Here is a 14,852-nt window from a genome sequence, read left to right as displayed (position 1 = left end):
AGTTTTATAGTAATCAAGTTCTGTCTGCTATGAAGCAATTGTGTTGGCTGTTTTTCACAATAGCCTGCTTGCCTGTATTCTCGCAAGCTCAGGTGATTGTAAATAACCAGGATATAAATAAGAATGAGGACATCAGGTACATCGAACTAATTATAGATCAGCGGCTTTTCGGACAAGGAGAAGTATTTGCTATAATTGACTATGGACAGGTTATCCGGCTTCGAAATTTACGGCAGAACCGTATAAAAAATATACAAGGGAAAGATCGTCCGTTTGGTAGCGAAATGGATATTTTTAATTTTCTATATAGAAACGGATGGATTCACGAAACTACCTATGCGGTTGGCAAAGAAGGGTATATTCACCATATCTTTCAAAGAAGAGATTCTTCTGGGGTTGTTAAAGAGTAAAAGCCTCACCAGGAGTCTGTCACTACCTGTTTTTAAGTTGGGTAGTTTGAGATAGAGTTGTTTGTAAGAACTTACGGATACCTTTATTTCTGCTTATTTTCTTTCTCCACCATATCTTCCGGATATTCTTCTCCGGTGACTTCTTCCGGATTTAAATCTTCATTAATAAAATTCATAGTAGAGTTGAGCTCTTCAAAGGCTTTGCGAAGCTCCGGGCTTTTGGTCATCCGGCCCATAGCTGAAAGGCTGGTGGCGAAGAGATCTTTAAAATACGGCTTGTTTTCCATCCGCTGTTGAAAAGTTCGCACTTCTTCTTCTGAAAGAGAATTTTCCCAGGTTTCTAATTCGGCTTGCAGTTCTTCAATCCGCGTACTGTATTGCCCCTTCATTCGTTGTATTTTAGCAGCTGCTTTCTTATCATCTAGCTCGGCCAGAGCACTTTTCATATCAGCTACATAATCTGTTAACAGGTTATCCAGCTTTTCTTCCGTAGCTTCATTGAGGAGAGAATGATCAGCTGGCGCTTGTTCAGCAACTATTGTTGAGGTCTCTCTTTTTTCAGCACAGGCACTTAGCACGTGCATACCTGCTAGTAAACCAATACAACCGATAAAAAGAAGCAGATTCTTTTCCATAACGAAGTAAATTATCGCTGATTCCGGATAATACAGCTAATATAAACCATTAGATGCAGAAACACATCCGTGAACAGCTTAAAAATTGGCGCATGCAAAGTTAATTATATTTATCATTTGCCTGATTCGTACAGGATGTACGCTGTATTTTCAACCAAATTTTAGGTAGAAGAATTATTATGCCGCTGGTTTTGTTGGTAGCTTTGTTGACTGTTTTTATCCTATGATTGTATTAGACAAGACCTGTATCAGCGACGATATCGCTGATCAATTTTTTGTGTGTGACCTGGACAAATGCAAAGGTGCCTGCTGTGTGGAAGGCGACCTGGGAGCGCCGCTGGAAGAAGAAGAATTAGCTATATTGGAACAAATTTACGAAGACGTAAAACCCTATTTGTCTGCCAAAGGCCGGAAAGCTATTGAAGAGCAAGGGGTATATATAAAAGATTTTGAAGGCGACTACTCTACGCCTACTATTAACCATAAAGAATGTGCTTTTGCTATTTATGATAAAAAAGGCATACTTAAATGTGGTATAGAGCAGGCTTATCTGGATGGCAAAATTTCATACAAAAAACCTATATCTTGCCACTTATATCCCATTCGCATTACCAAATATGAAGATTACCATGCAATTAACTACCACCGCTGGGATATTTGTAATGCTGCCTGCAAACATGGACGTAAACTGGGGGTACCTCTATATAAATTTCTGAAAGAACCCCTGATCCGCCAATACGGTGAAAGCTGGTATAATGAGCTAGTGCGCCTGATCGAAAATAAAGAATAATATAAACTAACATAAAGGATTGAGTTTTAGATAAACAAAAAGGAGTAAGGATCAGTATATGATATATGTATTTGCTATAAATTGCAGCACATTTTATTAGTTACAAACCTAAAACCACGTTTATGAACAAAATAACATCCTTCTTTTCTGCTGTTGCCCTTTGCTCACTTTTGGCTTCTTGCGGAGGTAGTGAAACCCGGTCTGTAGATCAGGATAATACCAATGAACAATCCACGGATGCTACCGTAGGTGCTAATTCAACAGCTGACACCACTACCGGAATGATGGCTGAAGGCGAAGGTGCTATGATGGCTGCCGGAAAAACAGCTGAAGCTACTATTGCTTCTGCCAGCGGAAGCGGACTAACCGGAAAAGCAACTTTTACTGAAACTGGTGGAAGTGTGAAACTTGTATTAACTGTAGAAAATGCCACTCCGGGCCCACATGCTGTGCATTTGCACCAGAATGGCGATTGCAGCAAACCTGATGCTACTTCTGCCGGACCACATTGGAACCCAACTAAAAATCCACATGGCAAACGCGGCGAAGGACAGCACCACGCTGGCGATATGCCTAACATGGAAGTGGGACAAGATGGAAAAGGCAAGCTGGAACTAACTGTAAACGAGTGGAAAATAGGTGGGGCTGATACAACAGTAAACATTATTAACAAAGCCATTATTGTGCATGCCAAAGCAGACGATTACAAGTCGCAGCCTGCCGGCAATGCCGGTGACCGTGTTGGTTGCGGTGTGATCACTATGAAATAATTGCACTGATTTTACGTACATTACCTGATAAAAGCCTGTTGTACAAACTGTACCAGGCTTTTATTTTTTTGGTTTTAGTATTGTTTTTGTGTTTAATTATATATTTTGTGATAGATTTTTTCTGTAAAGAACGGTAGTTACGTTTTGAGTGAAATTGACTGAGAATGTTCCTTGAGGCCAACCCGTCGTCATTCCTGGCCAGGCATGGCAAAGGCGTTTATAGAGAGTTCTAGTAAGTACTTAGGTATTTTCTGCTTAACTTGCGGCAATAATTTTACCACATGAGCCAGATATTATATAGTGAAGTTCCCTCTCTGGATTTATCTCATTTTACGTCCGGAGATGCTACACAAAAAACGAATTTTGTCAAACAATTAGGCGAAGCATTCAACAATATTGGGTTTGTTGCCATTAAAAACCATGGCCTTTCCGATGAATTGACAGACCGCTTATATGCGATTATTAAACGTTTTTTTCAGTCGCCCGACGAACTGAAGTTGCAATATGACATACCCGGCCTGAACGGGCAAAGAGGTTATACTCCCAAAGGAAGAGAACATGCCAAAGGCCGTAGCACCGGAGACCTGAAAGAGTTTTATCATATTGGCCAGGAGGTGACTGATAATGATCCGATAAAAAACGAATATCCGGTTAATGTTTTTCCAAAGGAATTTCCTGAAATGCGGGAAGTGAGCCTGGATGTGTACCGCCGCCTGGAAAACGCCGGCAAACAAATGTTACGTGCCATTGCCCTCTATCTGAATCTGGATGAATTTTATTTTGACGATAAAATAAAAAATGGAAATAGTATCTTAAGAGCCATTCACTACTATCCCATTGAGAACCCGGATGCCATACCAGCAGATGCCGTCCGTGCCGCAGCCCATGGCGACATTAACCTGATTACTTTACTGATGGGAGCTAGTGCCGATGGTTTACAGGTACTGCGCCGCGATGGTAAATGGATACCCATAACAGCCCTGCCTGAACAGATTGTGGTAAACGTGGGGGATATGCTCGACAGGCTTACCAATAATAAATTAAAATCTACGATACACCGGGTAGTAAATCCACCCAGAGAAAAAATGGGCACATCCCGGTATTCTATCCCTTTCTTTATGCATCCCCGTTCAGAAATGGATTTAACTTGCCTGGAAAATTGTATAGATGCTCAGCATCCCAAACAATATTCTGACATTACAGCCGGCGAATTTCTTATGCAACGGCTAGCAGAAATAGGTCTGAAAAAATAACTATACTGAATGTATCTGGAGCGTGTAACCCGTTCAATTACTCCACCAACCTTGTTACCTCCTACACACGTAGGACGCATCCGGTATTACATTTTTCTCAAAGACGTACTCATTTTAGCTTTGGGAGCCTTTGGCGGACCACAAGCTCATATGGCTATGCTCTTAAAATACATGGTCTGTAAGCGGAAGTACCTGACAGAAGCAGAACTAATTGAATTGAATGCTCTCTGTCAGATACTTCCCGGCCCCACTTCCACCCAAACCATTACTGCCATTGGATTTAAAGTAGGTGGGCCTAACTTGGCCTATCTTACCTTACTGGTCTGGATAGCCCCTGCGGTTAGTATTATGACTATAATGGGCCTGAGTATTTCTTACCTGCATCAACATAATATACCACTTAATTTTACCCGCTTCATACAACCAATGGCCGTAGGGTTTATGATTTATGCCGGCTATAAAATAGGGTTAAAAGTTATTCAGAATAAAACCAGTGTACTGCTGGCTGCCTTAGCTGCCATTATTACGTATTTTTTACAATCTCCCTGGGTAACCCCGCTTATTTTACTGGCCGGTGGATTGGTTACGGCCTCTCAGTACAAAAAGCATGAACGTCTGGTTGAAAAAAAGCCATTACAAGTGCAATGGGCTAATTTTATTTTGTTTTTATCAGTAGCATTTGCAGCGGCCATTATCGGAGGAATTACCAAATGGTTACCTATGCGCTTGTTCGAGAACTTTTACCGGAATGGCAGCTTTATTTTTGGTGGCGGGCAAGTATTAATTCCGCTGTTATTTACCGAATTTGTCCAGTTTAAAAAATATCTATCCTCCCAGGAGTTTTTATCCGGCCTGGCAATAGCTCAAGTGGTACCTGGTCCGGTTTTTTCATTTACTGCCTTTATTGGAACCTTATCTATGCGTAAATGGGGAATAGGGGGTGAGTTGCTGGGTAGTTTTATGGCTACAGCCGGTATTTTTCTTCCCGGCACCTTCCTTATCTTTTTCGTTTACCGCTTCTGGAATCAGCTGAAGCAGTACAGGGTTATTCGTGCTTCCCTGGAAGGGATAAACTCTGCCAGTGTTGGCCTTATTGCTACCTCTGCCATTTTGCTTTTTCAGCCAATGGCGCAAAGCCCTATTAATGCAGGCATTGTTTTGGGTACTTTTAGCTTACTGGTATTTACCAAAATTCCTCACCCATTTATTATTCTGGCAGGTTTACTGGCCGGGTTTGTTCTCTAAAGAAATTATTCTTTTGCGAAAATTTTTAGAAGATTCTGTAAAACAAATCCAAAAAAAATTATATTGAGCAAAAATTGTTTTAGCCGCTTAGCTTGAATTTATAAAATTTGGCTAAGCACTCACTTTCCCGTCACTTTAAATCTGCATGGTTTTGAAAATAGCTGTACCCAAGGAAACTAAGTTATATGAGAAAAGGGTAGCGCTTACACCCGATGTTATAAAATCATTAGTAAAAGCCGGCTTTAATTGTTTGGTTGAAACTGGTGCAGGTTTCCAATCCAATTATCCGGATGAGTCCTACCAGAAAGCTGGTGCTACCATTGTCCTTGCCAAAACAGAACTGTACCAAGAAGCAGACATCTTATTGAAAGTGAACGCACCTGCTCCCGAAGAAATTCACCTGCTGAAACCAGGCGCCGTGCTGATTTCCTTTCTGTATGCGTACACGGTGCCAGGTATTGTGCAAGCATTAATGGATAAACAAGTTTCTGCTTTTGCTATGGATGCCGTACCCCGCATATCCCGGGCACAGAAAATGGATGCATTGAGTTCTCAGGCTAATCTGGCTGGGTACAAAGCGGTATTATTAGGCGCTAACTATTTAGCCAAAATCTTTCCGCTGATGATGACAGCAGCCGGCACCATTACGCCAGCAAAAGTACTAATATTTGGTGCAGGTGTAGCTGGTTTACAAGCCATTGCCACAGCTAAGCGGCTGGGAGCCGTAGTAGAAGTAACGGATGTACGGCCTGAAACAAAAGAACAGGTGGAGTCATTAGGCGGCCGTTTTCTGGAAGTAAAAACGGATGAGGGGGTAAAAACAGAAGGGGGGTATGCCAGAGAAGTATCTGCGGACTATTTACAGAAGCAGAAAGAACTTGTTTCCAAGCATGTGGCCGAAGCAGATCTAGTGATCACAACGGCTTTGGTGATGGGAAAAAAAGCTCCGGTGCTTATTACAGAAGATATGGTGAGAACCATGAAACCAGGTGCCGTAATTGTAGATATGGCTGTAGAATCTGGTGGTAATTGCGCCTTAAGCGAACTGAACCAGAAAGTGGTAAAGTATGATGTAACCATTATCGGAGAATCCAACCTGCCGGCACAACTCTCTATGAATGCAAGTGATTTGTATGCAAAAAATATCAGTACTTTGTTGTCACACCTGGCTACCAAAGATGGCTTTAAATGGCAGATGGAGGAGGAAATTACCAAGGGTAGCCTAATAACACACAAAGGGGAACTGGTGCATACATTTACAAAAGATATACTAAGTAAACAAACAGAAGTGAAAAAAATATGAGGCTATGGGAATACTGACATGCGAAAAATTTCTTGTTGAAATAGTATACTTCCAACAAGAAAAATCAATGCATGGTGGTAACTGCTGAATAAAGCACTTTGACGATTAATCAACAAACACTAACTGTCCATACTTATTTTTGAATTTTCTAATCTTCAAATTCTCAAATTATACCCATGTCTGTAGAAACACTTATCGCTTTGTTGTATGTACTGGTGCTAGCCAGTTTTGTGGGATTTGAGTTGATTGCCAAAGTTCCGCCTACCTTGCATACCCCCTTAATGTCGGGCTCTAATGCCATTTCCGGTATTACAATCGTAGGGGCGCTAATCTGTGCCGGACCACTGCCAGGTAGTTTTCCTACCAGCAAAATACTAGGTATAGTGGCCTTATTTTTAGCTACCCTGAATGTGGTAGGTGGCTATGCTGTTACCGACCGCATGTTGCAAATGTTTAAAAAGAAAAAATAATAGATGGAAGCTCCGCACATTCCAGCTTTTAAATCCTGCGGATGCTAGTTGCCTCTTTTTCTAACCTTCACTTTCCAAATACACCTATTTAATGGATAGAACCATACTTATTCAACTGGCTTACCTGATTGCTTCTGTTCTGTTTGTTGTTGGCATAAAAATGCTGGGAAAAACCTCTACGGCCCGGCAGGGAAATACCTATTCGGCGCTGGCTATGCTTATTGCTGTAGTAGTTACCCTGCTCGACCGGAACGTGCTAAGCTATACAGAAATTTTTGCAACCATTATTCTGGCATCGGCAGTAGGATTGTATGTAGCAAAAAAAGTAGAAATGACCCAGATGCCGGAGATGGTAGCCTTATTTAACGGCTTTGGTGGAGGCGCTTCGGTACTGGTGGCCACTTCCGAATACTGGCGGATGGTGCACGATGCTGATATTGTAATGCCAATTGTTACTGGTGTTGGGGTCGTATTAAGTGTTTTTATCGGAGCGGTTACGCTTACAGGGTCTCTGGTAGCCTATGGTAAATTAAGTGGCAAAGTAAACGGACAGGCCATTACTTTTGGAGGACAGCATCCGCTGAATGCCGTACTGTTCTTGGGTATCGTCATACTGAGTGTAATGGTAATTTTAGATCCCAATAATGACTTATATATGATGATGCTGATAGGCGCTTCTCTGCTGCTGGGTATACTTACCGTTATTCCTATTGGCGGAGCTGATATGCCAGTAGTAATTTCCTTGTTGAATTCTTATTCGGGGGTAGCTGCCTGTTTTACCGGGTTTATTCTGAATAATCAGGTGTTAATTATTTCTGGGGCTTTGGTTGGTGCATCTGGTATTATTCTCACCCAGATTATGTGTAAAGCCATGAACCGCTCTCTGGTAAGCGTATTATTAGGAGGTTTTGGGCAAACATCGGGCAGTAGCGGGGTTGCAGGCAAATCAGATATTGTAGTAAAAGAAGTGGGTGTTGAAGAAGCTGCCATGATCTTTGATTCTGCTTCCTCTGTTATTATTGTGCCCGGTTATGGCATGGCAGTAGCGCAGGCACAGCACATAGTACGTGAGTTTACCGATTTGCTGGAAAAGAAAAACATATCCGTAAAGTTTGCCATACATCCGGTGGCTGGCCGTATGCCTGGCCACATGAACGTATTGCTGGCTGAGGCGAATGTATCGTATGATAAACTCATAGAAATGGATGATATCAACGATGAGTTTTCTAATACAGATGTCACCCTGATTATTGGGGCTAATGATGTAGTAAATCCTGCTGCCCGCACAAATCCACAAAGTCCGATTTATGGGATGCCTATTCTGAATGCCGATAAATCGCGTACTGTTATTGTAAGTAAGCGCAGCATGGGTGCCGGATATGCTGGTATAGAAAATGAACTTTTTGGCTTTCCAAACTGCCTTATGCTATTTGGCGATGCTAAGTCTACACTGACGAAAGTGGTGAGCGAATTAAAAAGTGTGTAAATACCCTAAAGAGTTCAGGCTGCTTTCTATGGCTTACTGCTTATCGCTGGTAAGTCAGTTTCAGGTATTGGTGAATTGAAAAACTTTTCATTAAATTACATAGGGCTTGTGCAAAAGTTACTAAAATCTGATGATTCCCTATGAATAATATTGAAAGTATTTCCCTGCTGCTTATTCTGGCGACAGTCGTTATATCTTACAGAGGCTTCCGCGACGAATCATTTTTCGAGAAATATGGATTTGAGGTAGATGCTATTCTGATTCATAAAGAGTATATCCGGCTGTTAAGCTCCGGTTTTTTGCATGCTAACTGGTGGCATTTAATCTTTAACATGGCTGCCTTGTATTCATTCAGTTCCGGTACGGGATATGTCCTGGGCTTAAAGAATTTTCTGCTCTTATATTTTAGCTGCCTCATTGCAGGCAATCTTCTGGCTTTATTCATACACCGGAACCATGGCGATTACCGGGCTATTGGCGCGTCAGGTGCAGTTAGCGGTGTTATTTTTTCAAGTATTGTGCTGTTTCCGGAAGCTGAAATTTCCTTTGCCTTTCTTCCCTTTCATATTCAGGGCTGGGTGTTTGGTATACTTTACGTGTTAGTGGCTATATATGGCATAAAAACACAGGTTGGCAACATTGGCCATGAGGCACATTTAGGGGGTGCTATTGCCGGGGTACTTATTTCTATTGCCATAGAACCCATCATTCTGGAAATTTATCCCGTAGTTATTGCCTCAATCTTACTGCCGTTTATAGGTTTTATGATTTTGCTAGTGAAACGGCCCGAAATACTATTTATCGAAAATTATTGGGGATATACGAGCAAACCAAAAAACGACTATTACGAGTCCAGCTATTATGATGAAGAGTTGCTTAACCGGTTGTTGGAAAAGGTAAGCGAAAAAGGCATAGATGGACTAACCAAGCGGGAAAAGAAGATGCTGGAAGACCTCTCTAAAAAAATTGAACAATAGCTTACCTTTAAGTAAACCCCTTTATCCGTTGCGTAATTGGTAGTAGAAACCTTAGAGGAAATTTCGCCAGTTATTTACTGGGAAGTATTTTCTGAGCTCCTTTCACTAAAGTGTCTGTTGTGTTAGCCGCTGTTTGCCCAAGTTTATCAGCTGTTTTTTCTACACTGGTGATTATTTTATCGGTTAGTTTGGAAGTAAAAGCGCCTGCTGCTTTCAGGGCTTTTTTCTCCTTTTTCTTCAGAAATACCGCAAACCGCTTCGCTAACTTTTTAGCTTCTTTTGTAATTCTTTTCTTTATTTTCTTTGATTGCTTTTCTGACAAGTTTTGCAATTGCTCCTGAAAAGCAGCTGTAATGGCTGTAACCAATATGCCTGTTAACATTTTTTTTGCATTCATAACTATCTGTATCTTAAAAATATTGAAGCATTAAACTCAATAAAAAACCTGCATAAGGCAGTTATTTCCTATACAGGTATAACAAGTAGTCTTTCCCTAGCAGTATATATTTGCTCGGAGTATGTTTCCTGATCCCCATAAAAAGTTTTATAGAGGCTCAACGAGCTTTAGCAATTCCGTATACGGGTTCTATTCAAATAAGATGCGATGAAGGAATGAGACTTATAGCTTTTACAGAGAATGATTACCCAAGTAGAAACAGTAGAAACCTGTTAGGTTTTCAAAGCCTAACAGGTTTGAGCTTAAATCTTAAGTAGGTATTTGCTAAAAGAACTATACTATCCTTCCCAAATAAAGTTAAAATATTTTTTGTAATAACCATGCTTTGCTGCCAGAGCTTTCAATTCTTCCTTTTTCTTAGTTTCTCTCCTTCACCCTTCTTGGGTGAAAAAGTCTGGTCTTTGTTTAAATCCATCTGTTGCTGCTCATACGGAGATGAATCTTTAGGCGGAATGCCTGCCATCATACGCGCATAACGGACACCCAGTTTGACGTCCCGCCACTGATGGCCAGGAGCCTGATAGCCATAAGCCCTGTATTTTCCTGGTTCTACTTTTCCTTTGTTCTGTACGAATGTAGCAAAATCAGCTACCCATTGATCAAACTGAGCCATTACGTCCGTTTCTTTTACCATATCTTCTGCCTGATTATCGCTGTATTTTTTGCCATGACCAAATTCTTTGTACTGCCACAAATGGTCGGGAACTTCTACTCCACCGTAGCGGCACTGCCATACTAAAGGTGCAAAAGCTTCTCTATCATTTTCGAAAGGTTCTGCTTCCGGGTTAAAGTAGTTTTTATGTTGCAGTAGTTTTGGCCGGCCGCTTTCATCCAGCTCATCTCCGCCTCCATCGCCATAGCAGAAAAAAGCAGCTGTACGGCCCTCCAGGTGATTTACACTAAGTTCTTTCCATTGATCTGTATGTTCCAAAGCCATGGCCTTTTCAGGATCTTTGTGCTCAATAAGGTCTTCCTGGGGATTGCCGCCATTCATGCATACTAATCTGTCAAACATTAGCTTAAGGTTACTGGGCGGCCCATACCAGTTAATCGGGCCAATAATAGCCCAGGAATCAGCCATATCCAGGCGGCTATACAGATCCAGGTTCCACATCAAGTCAGGTTCTTTGGAATTATTCTTCTCATAGCAGTTACAGGGCCATACACACAAAGCCATAGAGGTAGATACACAAGCATTGCAAGGCTGTATTTTTTCTCGTCCGTATACATTTGCCAGATCTTCCATGTCTATTTCCCAGTCCGGTGGCAGTTGTTCGGCCATCCGCATCATAAGCGTACGGGATTTGGAATCTACCCCCGGGCAATTGTATTGTCTGCGTTGAGAACCAGAGATCAGCAAGACACGGAAAGGCCGTTGAGATGTTGGTAATGTAGCATTTTCGTCATTTGGCGTCATAATTCGGCATAAAATAGTAAGAGAATGAAGAGCAAGCAGGTCATTGGATGACTAGTATACGTATGCCGGGAAGTTAGGATAACAGCTGTTTACTGTAATGACGTAGAAAAATTTGGCTGCAAAGCAGATACAATAAAAGATACAGGATAAGGTTATATAGAATAAAACTCCCGCACAACTTGGTATCATATTTGGATGATATAAGATCTACTACACGTTAATACCTATATTTTTTGTATGATAAACCAACTATATATTGGCAAAATTGTATTTTGCTTGCTGTTTGTGTTGTTAAATTTTGGTAAGAGTTTCAGCCAGACTCCTTTGCTTGTTGAGGTAGAGCAGAGTTGTACTTATACCGGAGAACCAATTAATGGAGAGTTGTACGAATTCAGATCCAGTAGTGAAGCAAATATGGTAGTCAGAAGGATTATGGAAGCTGTGGGCCTAAAGCCGAGGTTCGAACTGAAGGCTGCTAATGTGGATAATGCAGCTGCTGTTATTTACAACAGCAAACGGTATATCCTGTACAGCCAGAATTTTATATCCCAGATTGAAGGAGCTACCCGTACCAACTGGGCGGCTATTAGTATATTAGCTCATGAAATTGGCCATCATCTGAACGGACATACCTTAGACCACGCTGGTAGCCGCCCTTCCAGCGAACTGGAGGCCGACGAGTTTTCAGGATTTGTGTTGCGGAAAATGGGGGCAAGTTTACATGAAGCACAAGCGGCTATGCGCGTATTAGCTGCTGACGAAGGTTCTTATACACATCCGGCTAAAAATGCCCGGCTGGAAGCCATTTCGGTAGGCTGGAAACAGGCGGATGAAACCGTGTCCACAGAGGTAATAGCCAGGCAGCAGGAAACTCCACAGCAAGAAACAGTGGCTCAGCAGTATCCGTCTGTAGAGGAGCCTGTTTATCAGCCAGAAGTACAGCCCAAAACAGGCATTGATAAGCAGCACCTGATAGGCAAAGTAGTGTTTAACCATGCTGCTTCAGAGGATTATTACCTCACTAAAAACTTGAATCTGATTAAAGTAGGCCAGAATGGAATAGCGGTTGTGGGTAAAATAGCTAAATCTACCAACGAAGATTTTCCGCTGGTAATTTATAATGACCAGAAGAAGTATATCTATGTATCTAAAAATGGTGATTTATACAATGCCGATGGCGATAAAATAGGCTATACCACCCACATTTAAGAATAGCTAACTAACAACACCTCACAGGTTTCTAAAACCTGTGAGGTGTTGTTGATTTATACCTTATTCTGCCGGATCAACCGTTTATAGAGCTTTACCAGTTTTTCTTGTGGTACACCTAGTTGATAAAGAAAATAAATCAGAAAGAAAATTCCCTGAAGTTTATACACGCCATTCTCCCGGTACTTCCTAGCCGAAGTAGTTACTTTGCCTGCCAAAATTTTAAACTTGGCATACTTGCGGATCCGTCCAATAATTTCCTGATCTTCCATTACAATCAAATCTTCCCGGAAGCCCCCGGCTTTCTGAAATACGTCGCTGGTAACAAATAAACTTTGGTCTCCAAAACGGACCGCATCTATGTTAAATCGGGTGAACCAGGCATTGAAACGCAGAAAAGGATGTGGATCGTCGAATGCCAGCTGATAGCAGCCACTGGGATATCCACATTTGATGGAAGTAATAATATCTTGCCAGAAGCCCGATGGCGGATAAGAGTCGGCATGTAAAAAGTATAGAATACCACCTGTCGCCTGGGCTGCTCCGGAATTCATTTGTGCACCGCGGCCTTTTTTAGGACATACAATAACTGAAGCGCCTGCTTGTTGGGCTAGCTGGCAAGTATCATCTGTACTACCGCCATCAGCTACCAGAATCTCGTGTATAGCTTCAGCTTTAAAACCAATAAGGTAACTTACTAATTTTTCGATAGTGCCTGCTTCATTATATGTGGGGATAATAATACTAATTTTGTCATTTGCAGGTTTTTTTTCCATATTGGGAATTCGTGCCTAGTAGTAAACAGACTCCTTGTGGCGTCCATTAATCGTTCGACAAAAATATACGTTACACATCTGTTTCAAACAAGTCTTCGTATGTATCAGTTAAACAAATAGTCAATCTCTTTCTTAGTTACGCTCGTATGAACCCAACCTATTATAACCCCGAAGACCTTAAAAAATTTGGCAGCATTGGTGAATTTCAAAAGCAGCTGGCCGATAAGTTTTTCAGCTACTACGGAGAAGTGTTTGCTGAAGGTGAACTTTCGGCCAGAGAAAAATCACTAATTGCCTTAGCGGTAGCTCATGCCGTACAATGCCCTTATTGTATTGACGCCTATTCGGTAGATGCCATGGAAAAAGGATATACAGAAGGTCAGATGATGGAAGCAGTGCATGTGGCAGCAGCTATCAGAGGTGGGGCTACGCTAGTTCATGGCGTACAAATGATGAATAAAGTGAAAGATCTTTCCATGTAACATCGTGCATGGGCTTTCATGCTTTCCATAACGACCGGAAAGTGTAAGTAGTAAATTTCAAAAATAGCAGCAGCTATGGGTTGCTATGTAAATTCATTTTATGACCCAGGTATTAACCAAGAGTTTAAAAAGCAGTAATGACCCATTGGCGCAGGCAGCTTACCAGCTGGAGTTATTAGAAGCTTCGCCAAAAAACGGTAAACTATTGCCTCATTTCCGGGAAAAATTAGCTCAATCCGGATTATATCCTTTGCAGCCTACCGGGATAGATATATTCCAGGTAAATGTGGGGAAGATGTGTAACCAGACCTGCCGGCATTGCCATGTAGATGCCGGGCCAGACAGGAAAGAGATCATGACTAAGGAGACTATGGAGCAGTGCCTGAAGGTATTAGCTACCCATGTTATTTCTGTAGTGGATATTACCGGTGGGGCTCCCGAAATGAATCCACATTTCCGTTGGTTTGTAGAAGAATGCACCAAATTGGGCAAGAAAGTAATGGTCCGCTGTAATCTGACAATTATTGTAGCTAATCCTAAATATTATGATCTGCCAGAATTTTACCGCACGCATAATGTAGAAGTAGTTAGTTCCTTGCCTTTTTACAATGCAGACCGTACCGACCGGCAGCGGGGCAAAGGCGTATTTGAAGATTCTATGAAAGCACTACAGTTGTTAAATGAACAAGGGTATGGACAGGAAGGCACTGGTTTGTTGCTGAATTTAGTATACAACCCCAGTGGTGCATTTCTGCCGGCTACCCAACACTCCTTAGAACAGCAGTTTAAAAAAGTATTGCTTGAGGAGTTCAATATCCACTTTAATAACTTATATGCTATCACCAATATGCCCATTAGCCGATTTCTGGATTTTCTGATGCAAAGTGGCAATTATGAAGGATATATGGAGAAATTGGTTAATTCCTTCAATGCCCAGGCAGCCAGAGGGGTGATGTGCCGCAATACAATATCTGTCAGCTGGGATGGTGGCTTGTATGACTGTGATTTTAACCAGATGTTGGATCTTCCTGTAGCTGCTGCCAGTTCTCAACACATATCTACGTTTAATTTACAGACATTAAATGAACGGGAAATTGTATTGAGGCAACATTGTTATGGCTGTACAGCTGGCGCAGGTTCCAGCTGTGGCGGGGCAACTGCTTAATACTTAG

General features: G+C 41.7%; 16 protein-coding genes. 12 read left to right on the top strand and 4 right to left on the bottom strand.

Annotation, left to right across the window (positions count from 1 at the left end):
• Positions 1–29: 29 nt before the first annotated feature.
• A complete protein-coding gene (locus tag Q0590_RS03920) occupies positions 30–410 on the top strand; it encodes a hypothetical protein (protein WP_302036170.1) in 381 nt (126 codons plus the stop codon).
• An 83-nt stretch (positions 411–493) separates the two neighbouring features.
• Here the strand turns inward: Q0590_RS03920 and Q0590_RS03915 are convergent, their stop codons facing one another.
• Positions 494–1,045 carry a hypothetical protein gene (locus Q0590_RS03915; RefSeq protein WP_302036169.1) on the bottom strand — a complete coding sequence of 184 codons (552 nt, stop codon included), beginning with the start codon at positions 1,043–1,045 and terminating at the stop codon, positions 494–496.
• Between the two features lie 223 nt (positions 1,046–1,268).
• Here Q0590_RS03915 and Q0590_RS03910 point away from each other — a divergent pair, with 223 nt between their 5' ends.
• The 8 genes from Q0590_RS03910 to Q0590_RS03875 all read left to right on the top strand — a co-directional run bounded on the left by Q0590_RS03910 (position 1,269) and on the right by Q0590_RS03875 (position 9,339).
• Entirely contained in the window at positions 1,269–1,835 is a 567-nt protein-coding gene (locus tag Q0590_RS03910) for a DUF3109 family protein (RefSeq protein ID WP_302036168.1), read from the top strand.
• 122 nt (positions 1,836–1,957) lie between these two features.
• A complete protein-coding gene (locus tag Q0590_RS03905) occupies positions 1,958–2,605 on the top strand; it encodes a superoxide dismutase family protein (RefSeq protein ID WP_302036167.1) in 648 nt (215 codons plus the stop codon).
• A 281-nt stretch (positions 2,606–2,886) separates the two neighbouring features.
• A complete protein-coding gene (locus Q0590_RS03900) occupies positions 2,887–3,858 on the top strand; it encodes an isopenicillin N synthase family dioxygenase (RefSeq protein WP_302036166.1) in 972 nt (323 codons plus the stop codon).
• A gap of 9 nt (positions 3,859–3,867) precedes the next feature.
• On the top strand, positions 3,868–5,103 hold the full coding sequence (gene chrA, locus Q0590_RS03895; RefSeq protein WP_302036165.1) for a chromate efflux transporter: 1,236 nt from the start codon (positions 3,868–3,870) through the stop codon (positions 5,101–5,103).
• A gap of 151 nt (positions 5,104–5,254) precedes the next feature.
• On the top strand, positions 5,255–6,406 hold the full coding sequence (locus tag Q0590_RS03890) for a Re/Si-specific NAD(P)(+) transhydrogenase subunit alpha (protein WP_302036164.1): 1,152 nt from the start codon (positions 5,255–5,257) through the stop codon (positions 6,404–6,406).
• A 176-nt stretch (positions 6,407–6,582) separates the two neighbouring features.
• Entirely contained in the window at positions 6,583–6,876 is a 294-nt protein-coding gene (locus Q0590_RS03885) for an NAD(P) transhydrogenase subunit alpha part 2 (RefSeq protein WP_302036163.1), read from the top strand.
• A gap of 91 nt (positions 6,877–6,967) precedes the next feature.
• Complete coding sequence (locus Q0590_RS03880) at positions 6,968–8,362, top strand: NAD(P)(+) transhydrogenase (Re/Si-specific) subunit beta (protein WP_302036162.1); 1,395 nt, start codon at positions 6,968–6,970, stop codon at positions 8,360–8,362.
• A 140-nt stretch (positions 8,363–8,502) separates the two neighbouring features.
• On the top strand, positions 8,503–9,339 hold the full coding sequence (locus Q0590_RS03875) for a rhomboid family protein (RefSeq protein ID WP_302036161.1): 837 nt from the start codon (positions 8,503–8,505) through the stop codon (positions 9,337–9,339).
• Positions 9,340–9,409: 70 nt separating this feature from the next.
• On the opposite strand, the gene Q0590_RS03870 is transcribed toward Q0590_RS03875, so the two are convergent.
• Positions 9,410–9,736, bottom strand: a complete 327-nt coding sequence (locus Q0590_RS03870) for a hypothetical protein (protein WP_302036160.1) — start codon at positions 9,734–9,736, stop codon at positions 9,410–9,412.
• Between the two features lie 400 nt (positions 9,737–10,136).
• Positions 10,137–11,213, bottom strand: coding sequence for an NAD(P)H-dependent oxidoreductase (locus Q0590_RS03865; RefSeq protein ID WP_302036159.1), 1,077 nt, complete (start codon positions 11,211–11,213; stop codon positions 10,137–10,139).
• Between the two features lie 237 nt (positions 11,214–11,450).
• On the opposite strand from Q0590_RS03865, the gene Q0590_RS03860 reads away from it, so the two are divergent.
• Complete coding sequence (locus Q0590_RS03860) at positions 11,451–12,422, top strand: M48 family metalloprotease (protein ID WP_302036158.1); 972 nt, start codon at positions 11,451–11,453, stop codon at positions 12,420–12,422.
• A gap of 56 nt (positions 12,423–12,478) precedes the next feature.
• Here the strand turns inward: Q0590_RS03860 and Q0590_RS03855 are convergent, their stop codons facing one another.
• Positions 12,479–13,198, bottom strand: coding sequence for a TIGR04283 family arsenosugar biosynthesis glycosyltransferase (locus tag Q0590_RS03855; RefSeq protein ID WP_302036157.1), 720 nt, complete (start codon positions 13,196–13,198; stop codon positions 12,479–12,481).
• A gap of 146 nt (positions 13,199–13,344) precedes the next feature.
• Between Q0590_RS03855 and Q0590_RS03850 the strand changes: the two genes are divergently transcribed.
• Together Q0590_RS03850 and arsS are read left to right on the top strand one after the other, a co-directional pair.
• Positions 13,345–13,680 (top strand): arsenosugar biosynthesis-associated peroxidase-like protein, encoded by a 336-nt coding sequence (locus tag Q0590_RS03850; protein WP_302036156.1) that lies wholly within the window; start codon positions 13,345–13,347, stop codon positions 13,678–13,680.
• 100 nt (positions 13,681–13,780) lie between these two features.
• Positions 13,781–14,845 (top strand): arsenosugar biosynthesis radical SAM (seleno)protein ArsS, encoded by a 1,065-nt coding sequence (arsS, locus tag Q0590_RS03845; protein WP_302036155.1) that lies wholly within the window; start codon positions 13,781–13,783, stop codon positions 14,843–14,845.
• Positions 14,846–14,852 lie beyond the last annotated feature (7 nt).

Origin of the sequence: Rhodocytophaga aerolata (assembly GCF_030503435.1) — a bacterium.
GTDB lineage: Bacteria > Bacteroidota > Bacteroidia > Cytophagales > 172606-1 > Rhodocytophaga > Rhodocytophaga aerolata.
This window is presented reverse-complemented; position numbering and strand designations above follow the sequence as displayed.